The 17,112-nt window shown below is 56.2% G+C and carries 13 protein-coding genes; 7 read left to right on the forward strand and 6 right to left on the reverse strand.

Features of this window, described 5'->3' with window-relative positions:
* Positions 1-94: 94 nt before the first annotated feature.
* Positions 95-784 carry an HAD family hydrolase gene (locus CEE69_RS21560; RefSeq protein WP_099262682.1) on the reverse strand — a complete coding sequence of 230 codons (690 nt, stop codon included), beginning with the start codon at positions 782-784 and terminating at the stop codon, positions 95-97.
* 44 nt (positions 785-828) lie between these two features.
* Between CEE69_RS21560 and ubiE the strand changes: the two genes are divergently transcribed.
* Genes ubiE through mqnE form a run of 4 tightly spaced genes read left to right on the forward strand, consistent with a single transcriptional unit; the run spans position 829 to position 4,524 of the window.
* Complete coding sequence (gene ubiE / locus CEE69_RS21565) at positions 829-1,704, forward strand: bifunctional demethylmenaquinone methyltransferase/2-methoxy-6-polyprenyl-1,4-benzoquinol methylase UbiE (RefSeq protein WP_099262683.1); 876 nt, start codon at positions 829-831, stop codon at positions 1,702-1,704.
* Positions 1,701-2,369: a UbiX family flavin prenyltransferase gene (locus CEE69_RS21570; protein WP_099262684.1), complete on the forward strand. Its 669-nt coding sequence runs from the start codon at positions 1,701-1,703 to the stop codon at positions 2,367-2,369. Before ubiE ends, CEE69_RS21570 begins: the two co-directional genes overlap by 4 nt.
* Positions 2,370-2,382: 13 nt before the next feature.
* On the forward strand, positions 2,383-3,300 hold the full coding sequence (locus CEE69_RS21575) for a UbiA-like polyprenyltransferase (protein WP_099262685.1): 918 nt from the start codon (positions 2,383-2,385) through the stop codon (positions 3,298-3,300).
* Between the two features lie 60 nt (positions 3,301-3,360).
* Positions 3,361-4,524, forward strand: a complete 1,164-nt coding sequence (gene mqnE / locus CEE69_RS21580) for an aminofutalosine synthase MqnE (protein ID WP_099262686.1) — start codon at positions 3,361-3,363, stop codon at positions 4,522-4,524.
* Between the two features lie 279 nt (positions 4,525-4,803).
* On the opposite strand, the gene dapA is transcribed toward mqnE, so the two are convergent.
* Both dapA and CEE69_RS21590 read right to left on the reverse strand, forming a co-directional pair.
* Positions 4,804-5,730: a 4-hydroxy-tetrahydrodipicolinate synthase gene (gene dapA, locus CEE69_RS21585; RefSeq protein ID WP_099262744.1), complete on the reverse strand. Its 927-nt coding sequence runs from the start codon at positions 5,728-5,730 to the stop codon at positions 4,804-4,806.
* A gap of 314 nt (positions 5,731-6,044) precedes the next feature.
* Entirely contained in the window at positions 6,045-6,677 is a 633-nt protein-coding gene (locus CEE69_RS21590; protein ID WP_099262745.1) for a response regulator, read from the reverse strand.
* A gap of 1,075 nt (positions 6,678-7,752) precedes the next feature.
* Here CEE69_RS21590 and CEE69_RS21595 point away from each other — a divergent pair.
* Positions 7,753-8,862, forward strand: coding sequence for a DUF4261 domain-containing protein (locus CEE69_RS21595; RefSeq protein WP_099262687.1), 1,110 nt, complete (start codon positions 7,753-7,755; stop codon positions 8,860-8,862).
* Between the two features lie 128 nt (positions 8,863-8,990).
* Entirely contained in the window at positions 8,991-10,445 is a 1,455-nt protein-coding gene (gene zwf, locus CEE69_RS21600; protein WP_099262688.1) for a glucose-6-phosphate dehydrogenase, read from the forward strand.
* A 188-nt stretch (positions 10,446-10,633) separates the two neighbouring features.
* Here zwf and CEE69_RS21610 read toward each other — a convergent pair whose 3' ends face one another.
* From CEE69_RS21610 to CEE69_RS21620, 3 genes are all read right to left on the reverse strand, one after another.
* Positions 10,634-12,070, reverse strand: coding sequence for a sulfatase family protein (locus CEE69_RS21610; protein WP_099262690.1), 1,437 nt, complete (start codon positions 12,068-12,070; stop codon positions 10,634-10,636).
* A gap of 234 nt (positions 12,071-12,304) precedes the next feature.
* Positions 12,305-13,654 carry a sigma-54-dependent transcriptional regulator gene (locus CEE69_RS21615; RefSeq protein ID WP_099262746.1) on the reverse strand — a complete coding sequence of 450 codons (1,350 nt, stop codon included), beginning with the start codon at positions 13,652-13,654 and terminating at the stop codon, positions 12,305-12,307.
* 10 nt (positions 13,655-13,664) lie between these two features.
* Complete coding sequence (locus CEE69_RS21620) at positions 13,665-15,560, reverse strand: sensor histidine kinase (protein WP_099262747.1); 1,896 nt, start codon at positions 15,558-15,560, stop codon at positions 13,665-13,667.
* 280 nt (positions 15,561-15,840) lie between these two features.
* Between CEE69_RS21620 and CEE69_RS21625 the strand changes: the two genes are divergently transcribed.
* Complete coding sequence (locus CEE69_RS21625) at positions 15,841-17,094, forward strand: lipid-A-disaccharide synthase (RefSeq protein ID WP_099262691.1); 1,254 nt, start codon at positions 15,841-15,843, stop codon at positions 17,092-17,094.
* Positions 17,095-17,112 lie beyond the last annotated feature (18 nt).

Consider the following 17,112-nt stretch of genomic DNA (forward strand, 5'->3'; position numbering starts at 1 on the left):
GTGGATTTGCTCAAGAATCTCCGACCGACCGCCGGCTGGTTCGCCAGAACGCGGTCCACAGCCGTGAAACGAAAAGTGCGAAAAGATGGCTCCGTCAGTCCGATAGAAGCTCGTCATCGACCAAGAATCGCACCACTCGATCGGTGTCCGACAAGTCGTCCAGCAACAACGTCGGTTTGGCCGGCGCCAATTGATCTCGAGAGAATTCGCCGGTGGTGACCGCCAACGTCTTCGCTCCGATCGCTCGGCCGCACAACACATCCGCGGGGGTGTCGCCGATCACGATGGTTTCTTGGTGAGAATCGCCATGACGCCGCGCCACAACGCTGGCGGCTCGCCGAGCCATGTCGTCACGGTGCACGTCCAGATCGCCTCCGATGATCCAGCGAACCCACCGGCGGATCTCGAAATGCTCCAGTTTTTTCGTTGCCGTCTCGGGGAAATTCCCGGTCATAACTGCAACGTCCAGATTAGGAATCCCGTCCAAGGCTTCGAATAACGGCACGATCCCCGGCAGAAGGGTGCCGCCCGATCGCCGCAGTTCGGCTCCGAACAGGCCTCCGTACCGCCGTCGCAATCGACCGCAGTTGGCTTCCGTCGGCGAAACCTTGTTCCGTTGCAACAATTCGACCATCAGACTTCTGTCTGTTCGGCCGGAAAACGAAATTCGCGTGTCCGGATCCTCGACCGAAAATTCCTCTTCAATCGCCTGCCGAAGCGCCCGATTCCCACCACCGGCGGTCGTCAAAAGCGTCCCGTCGATGTCAAATAGCAACACTCGCACCTAACCACTGCCCCTTCCATCTCGTTGTCTTCCTAAGTTGTCACATGAGTGTCCCAAACGTTGACCCGTCCCACCAGTCCAATGCTTCGGCGGATGAGTCGGCGAGTCCCGCACCGTCGAACGAGGGGTTGGACAAGAGCGGTGAGCGAGTTCGCGAAATGTTCCGGCAAATCGCGCCGCGATACGACGTGATGAATCACCTGTTGTCACTGAACATCGACAAGTGGTGGCGACGCAAAGCCGTTCAAACGTTGAACATCGATGGGGATGCTCCGATTCTGGACCTGTGTTGCGGAACGGGTGACTTAGCGATCGCGATCGCCGATTCGGCGGGAGCAGACGTCCAAGTCGTCGGCAGCGATTTCTGCCACGCGATGCTGGAAATCGCTCGAGACAAAGAGTCGAAACGAACGCGAGATGCGGCGGGTGGATCCGGACGACACACGATCCCGTTCTTGGAAGCCGATTCGATGGCGCTGCCGTTCGACGATGATTCCTTCCAGTGCGTGACCGTCGCGTTTGGCTTGCGAAATATCGCCGACACCGATCAGGGCTTGTCCGAGATGGCTCGCGTTTGCAAACCAGGCGGCCAAGTCCTCGTGCTCGAGTTCTCACAACCAACGCTGCCGGTTTTGAAACAGGCCTACAACTTTTACTTCCGGCACGTCCTGCCTCGCATTGGCCAGTGGATGGCTCGCAACGACAAATCCGCGTACGAGTACTTGCCTGAATCCGTCGGCAAATTTCCCTGCGGCGACGCCCTGGCCAATCGAATGCGGAACATCGGTCTGGAACACGTCACTTTCCGTCCGCTGACGCTGGGTGTCGCGACGATCTACGTGGGCGAAAAGCCCGGTGGCAAAACCAACCACGCGGAGATGGCGGCTCATCGCGAACGTGAAGCCTTGGTGGCGACATGAGTGACGATTCCAAACGTCGCCGCCGAATTGTGCTGGCGATCACGGGAGCCTCGGGCGCTCCGATCGCGGTCCGTTTACTGCAAGTGATGCGGCGGGACACCAACGTGGAGGTTCATCTGACGATCAGCCCCAGTGGTGCGGCGGTGCTGCAACAAGAGATGGGCCTGCAACTGGATCTGCGATCACCTGACCTCAACGCGTTGCTCGCTTGCGTGCCGGCTTGGGCCAGTGAACCTGCTCCGCAATTCGATACGATCGACTCCGCGGGCGACGATCGCTTGCACTATCACCAACACGACGATTACATGACTCCCATCGCCAGCGGTTCGTTCCTGACCGACGCGATGGTGCTTTGCCCGTGCAGCGGAAGCACGCTGTCGGGCGTCGCTCGTTCGGCTGCATCGAACCTGGTTCAACGAGCCGCTGAAGTGCACCTGAAGGAACACCGCAAACTGGTCATCGTGCCTCGCGAAACACCGATGAGCGTTCTGCAAATCGAGAACATGCACCGACTCGCCGCAGCCGGGGCCGTGATGCTGCCCGCGATGCCGGGTTGGTACCACGACGTCCAACGCATCGAGGACCTGGTCAACTTTGTCGTTGCCAGGATCATGGACCAAATTGGTTTGGACAATGGATTGATCCAGCGATGGAAGGACGCGTGAGAATTTGACCACGATGGCAAAACTGAACGACTGGCTCGGCCTGATTCGCTTTTCGCACACCATTTTCGCGTTGCCTTTCGCGATTCTGGCTGCGTTTCTGGCGTGGTCGACGCCGATGCCGGGAACCTCACCGCCGACTTATCCCACCGTCCGGTTGCAGGATATCGTCGGCATTCTGCTGTGCATGGTTCTGGCACGCAGCGCCGCGATGGCATTCAACCGCTGGGTCGACCGGCGAATTGACGCCGCGAATCCACGTACCGCGACTCGGCACATTCCGGCGGGAAAGCTGTCTGCTCCGGCGGTGCTCGGCTTCACCGTTGTGTGCGGCCTCGGTTTCATTGCCGCGACACTGCTTTTTCTTCCCAACCGACTGCCGCTTTTTGCTTCCATCCCGGTGCTGCTCTTCCTCTGCGGCTACTCACTGGCAAAACGCTTCACCTCGTCGGCGCACCTGTGGCTGGGGATCGCGCTCAGCCTATCGCCGATCTGCGTTTGGGCGGCGATTCGCGGCGAGGTTGTGCTTCAACACCCCGGCGATTTCTGGGTTCCTGGATGGCTGGCCGTCGCGGTCGCGTTCTGGGTCGCGGGTTTCGACATCATCTATTCGTGCCAAGATGCCGAGTTCGATTCCGCGGAGGGATTGCACAGCGTCCCGTCTCGACGAGGCGTTTCCGGTGCCCTGCGGGTTGCGGCGATCTCGCATGTCGCGATGATTTTAGCACTGGGGCTGCTGGCCTGGACCGGAAGTGCGTCCGGCCTGGGGTTTTTGTTTTTGATTGCCGTGTTGCTGACCGCCGCTTTGGTCATTTACCAACACCGCTTGGTTTCGCCGAGCGACCTGTCTCGCGTCAACCAAGCCTTTTTTCATACCAATGCGATTGTCAGCGTGATCCTGATGACCGCCGGAGTGATCGACTGCTTCGTTTAGCGGTTAAGAACGAGCCAGCCGACTCCTCCTACGATTTGCCTTTCCACTCGAATCATCACCATGCAAGCCAACGAACGAGACGCCCGTTTTCGCGAAATTCGTGACAAGGTCGAATCAGAACAACGCCTGTCGATGGAAGACGGTTTGTTTCTCTACGAACCGGAAGTGTCGATTCAGCAGATCGGTGAACTGGCAAACTTCGTTCGCGAGCGAAAGAACGGCAACGTCGGCTATTACAACATCAACACGCACCTCAACCCGACCAACGTGTGCGTGTATCGATGCCGGTTTTGTGCCTTTCGGAAAGACTTGCGGGACGAAAACGGTTACGCGATGTCGGATGAGCAGATCCTGCATCGAGGTGCCGAGGCAACGGCCAACGGTTGCACCGAAATGCACATCGTTGGCGGATTGCACCACCAAAGAAAGTACGAGTGGTACCGCGATATCATCTCGATGCTGAAAGAGAACTACCCGAAGATTCACCTGAAAGCCTGGACCGCTGTCGAGATCGATTGGTTCCGCTTTCAAACCAAGAAGTCCTTCGAATGGGTCCTCGATGACATGCGGTCCGCGGGTCTGGGCAGCATGCCCGGCGGCGGTGCCGAGATCTTCCATCCCGAAGTTCGCGACCAACTGTGTGAACACAAAGCCAACACGCCCGCGTGGCTCGAAATCCACCGAACGGCCCATCAAATTGGTTTGAAGACCAATTGCACGATGCTGTACGGGCACGTCGAAAAAGCCTACCACCGCATCGATCACCTGATGCGACTGCGTGAACTGCAAGACAAAACCAACGGGTTCCAAGTCTTCATCCCGCTCGCCTTCCACCCCGACAACACCAAGCTTTCCGATCTAAAAAAGCCATCGGGCTTGATGGATCTGCGAACGATGGCGATCAGCCGTTTGATGCTGGACAACGTCCAACACATCAAGGCGTACTGGATCATGTTGGGGATCGAAACCGCTCAGACTGCCTTGGCTTACGGTGCCGACGACATCGACGGAACGGTCCGCCATGAGTTGATTTATCACGACGCTGGAGCAAAGACCCCCGAGTTCATGTCCGTCGATCAAATCAAGGACCTGATTCGCGAAGCAGGCCGCGATCCGATCGAACGCGACACGACCTACAACCGAGTGATTCGCGACGAGAACGATTTCACCATCTGGCACTCAGGCGAAAGCGTCGACGCCAAAGCTCAACTAGCAGGTGCGTAACCCAATCTCCGCTTGAGTGATATCAGACTCGGCACGCCCCCCTTCTCGCCACTGTCCTAACCAGCCGTCGACGGTGCCTATACGTAGGCCAGGTTTCAACCTGGCGCCCCAACCGATGCTTTGGAACAAAGCGAGGCGTCCCCCGCCAACCCAATGCCGGCAGTTGGCCACTCAATCGCCAAACCCCAACGCCAGCCGAACACCCCACAAGCGCAAAAAAATGCGGCATCCCAAAGACGCCGCATTCTTCAGCTTCAGTGATTCCGATTTACCAAACGCTTAAGCACCGCTGGTTTGCAACTGACCGGTGATCGCCGATTCCAGGCCGAACTTCGTCAGCGTTTCTTGCAAGATCGCTCGGTCAGCATCGTCCAGTGGAACCATTGGCAAACGCATCTCACCGGTGTCGCGACCAACCATTTGCATTGCCGCTTTGACCGGGATTGGATTGGTCGCGAGGCCCAGCATTTTGCTGCAAAGCGAGTACAAACGATGGTGCAGTTCAGCCGCTTTGGTGTAATCGCCGGCTGCCGCGGTTTGAACCATTTCCAACAAGACCGATGGGACCAAGTTGGCAGCGACCGAGATCACGCCTTCGGCTCCGACGCTCATCATTGGCAAGGTCAACGAGTCGTCGCCCGACAACACGGTTAGGTTCGTGGCACCCAAGACGGCGGTGCACTGGTCCAACGATCCGGTGGCTTCCTTCACCATCGTGATGTTTGGCAATTCCGCCAATCGCACGATCGTGTCGACTTCGATGTTCTTCGCCGAGCGTCCGGGAATGTTGTAAACGCAAACTGGAATGTCAACGGCTTCTGCAACGGCACTGAAGTGCTGGTACATGCCCTCTTGGGTTGGCTTGTTGTAGTACGGAGCAACCTGCAAAGTCGCATCGGCACCTTCGGAAGCGGCACGACGAGTTAACCTCAACGCTTCCGCCGTGCTGTTGCTGCCCGTGCCCGCCATGACTTTGACACGCCCGGCGACGTGCTGAATCGTCAGCGAGATCACGCGTTCGTGTTCGTCGTGTGTCAGCGTCGGCGACTCTCCGGTGGTTCCGCACGGGACAAGACATGTCACGCCAGCATCGATTTGAAAATCGATTTGTTCAGCCAAACGTTTCTCGTCGACTTGTCCATCACGAAACGGGGTCACAATGGCGGTGGACAGACCAGCGAAATCGCTGCCTTTTCTAGGAGACATCAAGTACGTCCGGAACAAAAGTCAAAAAAGAGGGTCATGGAACGAGCGAGCAGTTTAACGTTTTCTCAAAACATTTCACGGGCCAAAATCCGTTCGAAACGAACAGTCTGAGTGGCCAGGCAGTCTGAGCAGCAAGTGGTTTGCAAACTCTGCGGGACGAGGAATCATTCGACTCGTCCAATGCCAGACACGTCCGCAGAAAAGAAGTTCGGCAACCGCGTGAATGCGTTGCCAAAGTGCGAGACGTCAATTTCATTCTCCGATCGCCGCAATCATGGCGAGAGGGCGACCGGTATCGACAAACTTTTAAAAGATCAGACCAAGTTCTTGCGAACGGCCCATACAGCAGCTTGAGTTCGATCCGAAACGCCGAGCTTACGCAGGATGTGCTGCACGTGCTCTTTGACGGTCTCGTAGCTGATGCCGAGCATCTTGGCGATTTCTTTGTTGGTCAAACCCAAAGCCATTTGACGCAGGACTTCGCTTTCACGTTGAGTCAACGGAACGTCGATGTCTTGGTTCATGCGAGGAGTCGCCAAGGCACCGGTGACTCGGCGAAGTTCTTCGCGGGTCCACGACTGCTGACCATCGAAAGCCAAGTTCAAGGCTTCGATCAGACGCGAAACGGGCGCCGTCTTCAGGATGTAACCACAGGCACCCAGTGCAACTGCACGAGCGACGTAGGTTGGGTTGTCATAACCCGAGAACAATAGGATCGGCAGGTCTGGGTGATCGAGCTTGATACGGCCCAAAGTGTTCAGGCCATCTCCGCCTTCCATCCGGATATCGAGCAAGACAGCATCGAGTGGAGTGTTCGAAACAATCTCCAGAGCGTCGGCTGCTTTGTCAGCTTGCGCGACCACATCAATTCCGGTCCCTTCAAGGGCGGATAGTGTCCCCAAGCGGGAGACTTCGTGATCGTCGACGATCAGTAGGCGTTTTGACATCAGTTTTTCCATTCAGAGAAGAGGTATGAGCGGGAGCCGTGGAGGGCTGCTGGGCAATCAAGGGGTAAATAGCGGGTTGTAACTCAAGCAACTAATAACGAAAACCGGTTTAGTTGACATGTGACGCATCTAACCATCGACGTCGCACCGCACGATCCTTTGCACATCAAATCTTAGCTTATTAACGCCAAGAGGCCAGGAACGATCCGGTCATCCGAGCGATGAGTGACCTATCCCCCCCATGCAAATCACGTGGAAAAACACGCAATGCAAGCAAAAAGGGATGTTTCCAACTATCCCCTCTAGCGAGAGAGACATTTAGAAAATCAAACAACGCTCAACTTTACCCCCCTGCAGTAGCTGAAACTACATCACTACAAGGGTGTTTTCAATCGATTTATGTCACACGACTGGTAAACGTAATCATCTGGAAACCCCTTCAAAAAGTTTCCATCAATCATGAATGCCTGTACCGATTTAACATCCGCCGATGAAAGGGCAGGCCTCCCCTCCACCCCCGGCCAATTGCCACTGGATCTTTTCTACGACCGGCCATCGCATTCGGATCACTAAACACTGCACTTTGCAGGTTCGAAGGTGAAGCAGACCAACCATTGCCTTCTCAGGAATGTCTGCATCCAACGCGCAAGTTTAGCGCAAAATCCGCAGAGAGGGTACCCAGGTTGGGCGGCATGCCATCGCCTTTCACATGAAAAATTTTGCGCCCTATCACCAAACGCATTAACAGGAAAAGATCTTACAACCGTTACGTGTGCCGAAGTGGAGAGACGCTCCACTCAAGTAAAATTGTGAAGCCCGAATACACAATTGACTCAACATTGCCGCCAGGGGGCCCACGCCTTTAGAATGAACACCCTAGGGCGAACAACACGCCATAAAAGTGCGCGGTCACGTTTGCGTCAGAGTAGGCTCAACGCTTCAAACCGCGCCTTTTCCCCCTGATCGCAGACGACCAACACGCTTCATTCCCTCCGCGCGTGCGGGGGTCGTGAGACTGGTGCAATGCGGGTAAACTTCGCGGTTTGAACCCAACCGGACACGGAGAATTGGATTGATGGCGAAAGGATTGTTCACCCAGGGCATGTGCGTGCTATTGCGCCGTCCGCTCGAGATGGACGAAATCCAGTCGCGTTTGAGCCAATTTCAGTTGGCGGGTCGCCAGGAGTCACTCGAAGATGAAGACTCGCCAGAAACCCTGATTTTTGATTTCCGACCAGAAGTCGGCGGCCATCTGCTGGTGACTCCCGCCTCGATTCCCTGGCCCGATGACATGGGTGATCCAGACGAATCGCCCGAGCGTTTTGTCGCTTGGTCGCTGGGCCAATTCGGTCCGCTTGCGTTCCCCGGCTGCCTTTCCCGAGCCTGCGACCAAACCCGGCACTGGGATGACATGCCGGACATCCAATCCGAACACACCAGCCACATTCGCTTGCTGATCAGCTACGTCTTGGGCACGGAAGAAGAGGACGACGAGGATGAAGACGACCTGCCGCTCGTCCCTGATGACTACGAAGCCATCGATGAGCTGCACTTTTTGACAAAAGCGGTCGCAGCGATCCTCGAGTCACCCGATGCGATTTGCTACTTCAATCCTGGCGGCGAAATTCTGTGCGATGAAAACGTCCTGCGCCAAGGACTCAATCACGCTTGGAATTTGGAACTGCCGCCACTGGACATGTGGACCAACGTCCGCGTCTATGTCGACGACAACCGATTCGCGATCATGGACACGGTCGGCAACGGCCAATTCGATTTGCCCGACATGGAAGCTGTCTTCCCACTCGCGGAATATGTGGCCGAAGACGTGGAACGTTTCCTTCGACACGCTTCGCTGTACCTGCTGGCTGGTGATGAAGAGGTGACGACGGGCGACACCGCCGACGGCCCCGGAGGTCAAACTTGGCTGGCGATGGAATGCGACCAGTCACTGTCTGATCCACCTCGCCCGACCATCCGCTGGATCCCCGAAGACGGCCGCAACATCCCTGAACACCTTTTGGATCCCGGCACGATCGACGATGATCTCGCATCGTTCGATGATGACGTCGACGAAGCCTTCCTGGACGATCATGAATTTGGCTCGAGCGAGTTTGACCCCAGTGGCACAGAGTACCTCGACCCGGAATCCTTCGACCCCGACAAGCCGGACGATGAAGATGACTGAGCCTCGGCGATGCGATTTGCGACCTCACGGCAAAGCTCTCTGCGGCGAACTTCGGTTCCGACCAATCAACGCACATCTCTTTTCTGTTTCCGTTTGATCGCGATTCCTTTTGACCCGCAGCGCAGACCATGTCTCATACAATTGTCATCTTTGGTGCCAGTGGCGACCTGACCAGCCGCAAATTGGTGCCGGCGCTCTTCCGACTTTTTTCTCGCGGCCGTCTGCCTGAATCGACTCGCATCGTCGGTGTCTCGCGAAGCCCCTACGAACACTCTGAATGGCGAAAATCTCTTCGCGAAACGACCGAGAAATTCGTCGGTAAATCGTTCAGCGCCGAAGCATGGGACTCGTTCGCTCCCAACATCTATTACCAAGCCGGCGACATCAAAGACGCCGATTCGTTTCAGTCTCTCGCGAAGTTCCTGGACGAAATCGAAGAAGGCAAATCAACCGGGCGAGTCTACTACTTGTCGACGATGCCACAGTTGTACGAAGAAGCGATCCAACAACTTGGTGCCGCGGGTCTCGCGTGCGACAAGACCGGACCGCGACGTGTCATCATCGAAAAACCGTTTGGCACCGATCTTAAAACAGCACAACGCCTCAACGAATCGATCCACCACGTTTTCCGAGAAGACCAGATCTATCGGATCGATCACTACCTCGGCAAAGAAACCGTGCAAAACATCTTTGCATTGCGGTTTGCCAACAGCATCTTTGAACCGCTGTGGAATCGAAACTACATTGACCACGTGCAGATCACGGTGGCAGAAGAAGTCGTCATCGGTCGCCGAGCAGGCTACTACGACAACAGTGGCATTCTCCGTGACATGTTCCAAAATCACATCTTGCAATTGATGATGATCACGGCGATGGAACCGCCCGCGAAATTCGATGCCGCGTTGGTTCGCGACGAAAAGGTCAAGGTGCTGCACAGCGTTCGCAAAATGACCGGCGGCGACTTCGCTGCCCAAACCGTTCGCGGTCAATACGCCGGCTACCTGCAAGAAGAAGGTGTGCCAGCGAACAGTCAAACCGAAACCTTCGCCGCACTGAAACTCTACTGCGACAACTGGCGATGGCAGGGCGTTCCGTTCTTCTTGCGAAGCGGCAAGGGGATGTCATGCCGAACGACTCAAATCGTGATTCAGTTCAAAAACGTTCCTCACCAACTGTTTGGTGGATCGAAGTCGAAGACCAAACTCGGCAACCGCTTGGTCATCCAAGTCCAACCGGCCGAGGGCATCCAGCTGCACTTCGAAACCAAAGTTGCCGACGCCGGAATGAAGACCCGAACCAATCACTTGGACTTCAACTTCCAAGACTCGATTGGCGGCGAAGAGATGCCCGACGCCTACCAACGATTGTTGCTCGACGCGGTTCAAGGTGACGCCAGTCTCTTTGCCCGCGGCGATGAAGTCGAACTCGCTTGGAGCATCATCGATCCGATCATCGAAGCATGGCGCAGCCCAGCCGCACCGCCACTGCACACGTATCCGACCGGCCTGTGGGGCCCGGAAGAATGCTCGCAGTGGCTGTTTGATCAAAAACGCGAATGGTTCGACGTCTGCCCAGTGATCTAGGCAAGCTGCCATCGACCAACCTGGCCGCAGTCGATCGATCCGCCTGTAAACGACCGATCCTTCTTCCACCGGCCGACCTGGCTGTAGTCGACCGATCCGCCTGCCGCCCACCGTTCTGGCTGTAGTCGACCGAGGCCTCTCGGTCGACCCGCGAGTAAGCGATCGGGGCCCCCGATCGCCAACATACCTTACCTGTCGGTTCCAACCCCGAACCGATGCTCACCACGTTTGGCTGCCCGCAAGGACTCCGTGGTATCTTGCGCCGCGCCCGGGTCGCCCTGCGACTCCATCCATCGATCCAGCTCTTGCCCCAGTTCCTCGCGAACTCCGGCCAAACTTGCATCGTCGATCAAGTTGGTCATCTCGTACGGGTCGTTCGTCAAGTCATAGAGTTCTTCACTGGGACGCAGTTGGTACCGCTGAATCAGTCGTAGAATTTCCGGCTGTTCAAAGCTCTGAAACACCCAAGTCTGCCAGTACTTGTTGTTCAGCTCACCCCTGCCCTTGATGCCCATCAAGTGCTTTTCAATGTACAGGTTCTCGTTCTTCAGATTGCGGATGTAGTGGTAACGTCCATCGGTGATGGACCGAATTGGGTACGACGGTCCCTCGGGAACATTGTTGTGCGTCCCATAGGCATACTCGCGATGGGCGTCGCTCTCGCCGCGAAGCACGCTTGCGAAGGTGGATCCATCAAAGGTATCGGTCTGCGACTTCGCACCAACCACATCCATCAAAGTCGGCAACACATCGGCGTATTGAACCAAGGCATCGGTCCTGGTTCCTGGCTTCACCACTCCGGGCCACTTCACGATCAAACCCGTGTGGACTCCCGTGTTGTAGTTCGTCCATTTGTTGCCTGGGAACTGCGAGCCCTGCTCGGACGTGAACAGAACGAGCGTGTCTTCCGACTTCCCAACCGCATTCAGCTCTCGGACGATTTGGCCGAACTGGTCGTCCATGTAAGTGATCTCGGCCAAGTAGCGACCAAACGCCGATCGAGTCTCGGGCGTGTCACCAATGTTGGGTGGCAACTTCAACTTGCGAGGCGGATACGCACTGGCGTCACCCATCACCCAAGGCACATGCGGCTCGACCAAAGCGACCACCAAACAAAAGGGCTGGTCTTCATCGCGAGCCATGAATTCACGGATGGAATCCAACTCCATCTCTCGAGTCGGATTGCGAACGCAGTTTTTGTCGCAACCATCCACCTTTTCAAACGGGAACGCGGAGTCCGGCGAGACGTGAACCTTGCCTGCCAAACCGACTCGATAGCCTGCTCTCGAAATATGCTGCGGCATGCTCTCGATGTCGCCGCGACTGGCGGAATGATTCCAATTGCAACCGTTCCGCATCGGGTACAGCCCCGAATACAATTCGGCGCGACAGGGCTGGCAAATCGCTTCGGCGAGGAATGCTCGGTCGAAAGTCATGCCTTCTTTCGCAAGCCGATCCAAGTTCGGCGTTTTCGCGTTTTGGCCCCCGTACATCGGCAGATCGTTGTACGTGCAATCGTCCGCCATGACGATCAGGACGTTGGGCGATTTCGTCTCAGCGTGCGTGAGAGCGGGCACCATGACAACCGCGAAAACGGTGGCAATGGTTCTAAGAATGAGTTTCATGAAAACCGGGCGGGATGGGGATACTTGCGTGTGGGTGCCCACAATTCAAAATTGAGGCGGCGCAAATATCTTACCCCCAAACACCCGAGTCAACCAAATCCCGACAAATAGACGAGCCAGCCATCGGCCAATTCCTAGTACGATGGACTTCCAAGTCCGTCGGGGGCAAAGACTTTCGACGGACTTGGAAGTCCATCGCACGGATGTTGATTCAACGATCGCGTGACGCAAGAGCTAGGCCGCTTCAGCTGCTTCGGATGCCGCGTTCAGCTTGTTGTAGAGCGTCTTCAGCGACACCCCGAGCTCTTCCGCCACGGCCTTCTTGTTGCCGTTGTGCCGAGTCATCGATCGCTCGATCGCCCGCTGTTCAATCTCTCGCATTGTCATCGGAGCGGAATCAGCCAAGTCCGCACGAAGCTGCCGACGTGCGAAATGCTGTGGCAAGTGCTCCAGATCGATCGGCAACGAATCACATAGCACCGAAGCGTGCTCGATCACGTTGGCCAACTCACGAACGTTGCCGGGCCACTGGTGCGATTGCAACTCAGCCATCGCGGCTTCCGTGAACAGCTGACCGTCGGCACCATCCGCACGATGGCGACGCAGCAAGTGTTCGGCGAGTGCTGGCAGATCATCAATGCGATCACGCAGGGCCGGCAATCGAAGTTCAAACGTGTTGATGCGGAACATCAAGTCTTCGCGGAACGTGCCTTCCGTCACCATCTTTTCCAAATCGCGGTGCGTCGCACAAACGACTCGCACGTCCACTTTGATACTCTGGTTATCACCAAGCCGACGAATGTCACCAGTTTCCAAAACGCGAAGCAACTTGGCTTGAACCGCCAAAGGAAGCTCGCCGACTTCGTCCAAGAACAAGGTGCCGCCGCTTGCGACTTCGAACAGCCCCATGCGTCCCGAGTCAGCTCCCGTGAAAGCACCCTTGATGTGACCGAACAGTTCGCTCTCGATCAATGTTTCCGGAAGAGCACCACAGTTGATCGCGACAAAGGGCTGCTCGTTGCGAAGGCTTTCGTCAGCGATTGCTCGAGCGACCAACTCCTTGCCGCAGCCGGTCTCGCCGCGAATCAAGACGGTCGACTCGGTGGGGGCCACTTTCGCGATCAGCTTCCGCACTGCGTTCATCGATTGGTTCTCACCAATCAAATCAGAGTCGCCTTCAGCTCGCTGCAAGCGATGGCGAAGAGCGGCGACCAAACGGTTCCATTCCCGGCGTTCGCTGACTCGCCCCATCAAAGCGGAGATATCCGCCAGACGACAAGGCTTCATCAAGTAGTCAAACGTGCCGTGACGCAGAGCCTCGATCGCGGTTTCTTGACTGGGTTTTCCTGTCATCACTACCGCTTCGATTTCCGGCCGGATTTCGCGTGCACGAGCGATGACATCAATGCCGCTCATCCCGGGCATATCGAGGTCAACCAACAGACAATCGATTGATTCCTTTGACAGGACATCGACCGCGGTTTCGCCATCCGGGCACACCGTGACTCGGTATCCCATTCGCGGCAATTCGGTGCCCATCAGTTTTTGCAACTGAGGTTCATCGTCCGCGAAAAGAATGTGCATGCCGTCGGCTTTAGGCTGCTTGGGTTTGCTGGGCATCTTGGAATTTCCAACTTTCATACGCGGGAGAGGTGACTTCTTCTGTGATGGCAGCGATTGGCAATCGCAATTCAAATTCGCTGCCGCGGTTCTCGCCTTCACTGCGAGCACTCAACTGGCCGCCATGCTGGCAAACAATTCGGTGGGAAATGCTGAGCCCCAATCCGGTGCCGGTGCCATCACGACGTCGCGTGAAGAAAGGCTCGAACAAGTGGGCCTGGACTTCAGCGGACATGCCGCAACCGGTGTCCTTGACACGAATCGTCGACGTCTTGGGACCTTGATTGATGTAGATGTTCACGTTGCCATCGCAGTCAACACTTTCCAGCGCGTTGGTCACCAAATTCAAAATGACCTGTCGGATCTCTTGATCATTGGCATAGACGGTCGCCGAATCCGCGCCGAACAACTGGACTGATTGGCACTTGTATTTGCCAAGCGTCCCAACCATTTCGATCACATCGTTGACCAACGGCACGATGTCAAAGGATGTTTTCTCGACTTGGCCCATGCGGCTGAACAGCAGCATTTTTTCGATGATTGATTTGCAACGGAACGCTTCGCCTTCGATGCGCTGCAAGTTCTCTCGCCAGTTCTCGGTCATCTCACTGTCGAGCAAACGCTCGTCGTCAGGCAACATCATCAAGTCATTCATTCGCGACTCGATCGCTTCAGCGCTCCAAGCGATCGCGGCCATCGGATTGTTGATCTCATGAGCGAACCCTGCGGCCAAGAATCCAACGCCGGCAAGCTGTTCGTTGCGGATGACTTCTTGAGAACGCACCTTCACTTCTTGATCCAATTCGTCGCACATCTTTTCGATGTGAGCCATGCTGTTTTGGAAGCGATCGGTCATCTCGTTCAAGATGATGGCCAACTCACCGAGTTCGTCCCCGGTGCCAAGATCGATGCGGTGCCCAAACTGACCTCGCGAAACGAGGCGAGCACCGATGACCAAATTATTGAAGGGCGCCAGCACGCTGGTTTGAAACACCCACACCATCACGGCGGCGATCAGCATCGCGGCAGCAAAGGCGACCCAGGCGACAACGATTCCGAGTCGATATCGACTTTTGACGTGGTCACTGAACGCCGCCATTTGGCTGTGAATCAGCACCAAGTGATCGCGAGTTTGACCGACCAACTCATCCAGCTTTTCGCCAAGCTTGTTGCGACTGGACCTTCGATCAATGACCAAATAGTCCAGGTTGTTTTGATTGCTTTGAATGTTGTTCAGGATGCTTCGGATGGTGTCCAACGAAGCGAGCTGCGTTTCGGGATTGATCAGCGTCGAACCGGCCTCGACTTCTTTTGGTTGCTCGATCTTCGCCGTCACCATGGTCGAGTAACGACTGAGCGCTGAATCCAATTCATTGATCGTGGTTTGGAATTCGTCATTCTCCATTTGCAGATTGGAGTGCGGCATTCCAAAAGGATCGATCATCGTGGCTTGCGCACGCATCTGGCACAGCCGCGTGTTGCTGTCACGAGCCTTCGCAGCCGCTTGAGCGATTTGCGTCGCCATCGGCAATTCCTTGGCTCGCGAACTGATCGCGTCCGCCAAGTTTCGGTACTGATACAGACCGATGATTCCAACGCCGCCAAGCGTGATCACCAAAGCGACCAGAACCAGAGTCCCGGTCAGTAATTTGACTTGGATTGAACCAATCTTTGGGAATTTCCCCTGCGGCGATAAACGCCAGACTCGGGAATCGGTTCGCAATCGAGGAATGCGACTGGACCACTTCGCCTCGGTCTTCTCAGACGATTCTTGCTGACCGTTGGTGCCGGAACCGTCCGCGGGGGTCGCAGAGGAAGAAAACAAAGAATCAGCGGCTTCGTCCGATGCCGATTCGTTGATTGACACCATCGAAATCGATGGCTCGCCAGCAGCTGGCTGGTTCGAATCGGAGCCAAAGAGCGACGCCGACGGATGCGTTGCTGAGAGGCTTCCTGCCTCATGGGGTCCATTTTTTCGCATCCGAATCGGCCTCCTTGACCATCACGGTGTGAAACATCCTGTTCAACATTTCGAAGCGTATCGCGGGTTTGGTGGAGTGGCAAGAGCGGATCGAACTTGCGTTCCCGAAGGGCGGTTTTCTATATCACTACGCTGAACTTTGCTCCACGATCGCCGGGGACCGTCACACGTGACCAAGACCATCTTTTTTTCCGTCGGGGAACCCAGCGGTGACCAACACGCCGCTCGATTGATTCGTCAGTTGGCGAATCCCGGCGGCTTGGCGATGCGAAACGACGAACGAATTGTTTGCCGTGGATTCGGTGGCCCATCGATGCTCGCGGCCGGATGTCGCGTCGATTTGGACCTCACCCGCCACGCCGTCGTCGGGATCGTGGAAGTCCTGCCCAAAATCCGCGAATTCTTTCGTTTCGCGGACCAAGCCGAAGACATTTTTCGATCCGGATCAGTCGATTCGGTCGTGCTGGTGGATTTCCCCGGGTTCAACTGGCACATCGCGAAACGAGCCAAGAAGTACGGCATTCCTGTTCACTACTATTGCCCGCCGCAATTGTGGGCCTGGGGTGCGTGGCGAGCCCGCAAGATGAAACGCAGCGTGGACCACGTGATCGCCGTGCTGCCGGTCGAGAAGACTTTCTTCAACCAGCATCAAATCCCCGTCAGCCTGGTCGGGCACCCGTTCTTCGACGCCGTCGCCGAACAACAACTCGACACCGCGGTGATGCGTCGCTTTCACTCCCAACAATCAACCGGTGAACGAATCGTCGCGGTTCTGCCCGGATCACGCGATCACGAAGTCCGTTCGAACTTTCCGATCCAGTTGGAAACAATCCGGCGATTGCATCGCGAATTGGGTGAGTCAGGCGACAACGTGCGATTCGCGGTAGCGGCCTACCGAGACAAACAGTGCCTTTGGTGCCGCGAACAGTTGTCGGAACAAGACAAAAGCCTGCCGATCGATTTCTACGTCGATTGCACGTCCGAGATCATCGAAGCCGCTCACAGCGCGATGATGGTCAGCGGCAGCGTCAGCCTGGAACTACTGGCCCGGGGAACTCCCGCAGCAGTCATCTACCGCGTCGGCCGAGTCTTGCACGCCGTCGGCAAACGCGTTTTGAAAATCGACAGCGTGACGCTTCCGAACTTGATGGCCGGCCGCAAACTTTTCCCCGAGTTCATTTCCGTAGGCGACCCGGCACCCGCGGTCGATTTCCTGACCGAAACCATGCGAGCGATGCTGCAAGACAGCTTCTACTACGCCAAAATTCGTCGCGATCTGCAAAAGCTGCGAGATGAGCATGCGAGCCCGGGTGCGTCCCAACGAGCCGCCGAATTGCTGCGTTCTCGGCTCTTCGGCGTCGATGAAACGCTCTCCGAAAAGAATTCTCTCCGCATGCAAACCGAAATGCGGGAAGCTGCGTAAGAGCCCAGGTCCATCTTT

Origin of the sequence: Rhodopirellula bahusiensis, from assembly GCF_002727185.1 — a bacterium.
Taxonomy (GTDB): Bacteria; Planctomycetota; Planctomycetia; order Pirellulales; family Pirellulaceae; genus Rhodopirellula; species Rhodopirellula bahusiensis.

Bases quoted from the DNA above. Each gene is read 5' to 3' on its own strand.
- CEE69_RS21610 (WP_099262690.1), bottom strand. From the start codon at position 12,070: ATGAAACTCATTCTTAGAACCATTGCCACCGTTTTCGCGGTTGTCATG.
- CEE69_RS21590 (WP_099262745.1), bottom strand. From the start codon at position 6,677: ATGTCAAAACGCCTACTGATCGTCGACGATCACGAAGTCTCCCGCTTG.
- dapA (WP_099262744.1), bottom strand. From the start codon at position 5,730: ATGTCTCCTAGAAAAGGCAGCGATTTCGCTGGTCTGTCCACCGCCATT.
- CEE69_RS21615 (WP_099262746.1), bottom strand. From the start codon at position 13,654: ATGCACATTCTTTTCGCGGACGATGAACCTCAGTTGCAAAAACTGATG.
- mqnE (WP_099262686.1), top strand. From the start codon at position 3,361: ATGCAAGCCAACGAACGAGACGCCCGTTTTCGCGAAATTCGTGACAAG.
- CEE69_RS21570 (WP_099262684.1), top strand. From the start codon at position 1,701: ATGAGTGACGATTCCAAACGTCGCCGCCGAATTGTGCTGGCGATCACG.
- CEE69_RS21575 (WP_099262685.1), top strand. From the start codon at position 2,383: ATGGCAAAACTGAACGACTGGCTCGGCCTGATTCGCTTTTCGCACACC.
- CEE69_RS21620 (WP_099262747.1), bottom strand. From the start codon at position 15,560: ATGGTGTCAATCAACGAATCGGCATCGGACGAAGCCGCTGATTCTTTG.
- zwf (WP_099262688.1), top strand. From the start codon at position 8,991: ATGTCTCATACAATTGTCATCTTTGGTGCCAGTGGCGACCTGACCAGC.
- CEE69_RS21595 (WP_099262687.1), top strand. From the start codon at position 7,753: ATGGCGAAAGGATTGTTCACCCAGGGCATGTGCGTGCTATTGCGCCGT.
- ubiE (WP_099262683.1), top strand. From the start codon at position 829: ATGAGTGTCCCAAACGTTGACCCGTCCCACCAGTCCAATGCTTCGGCG.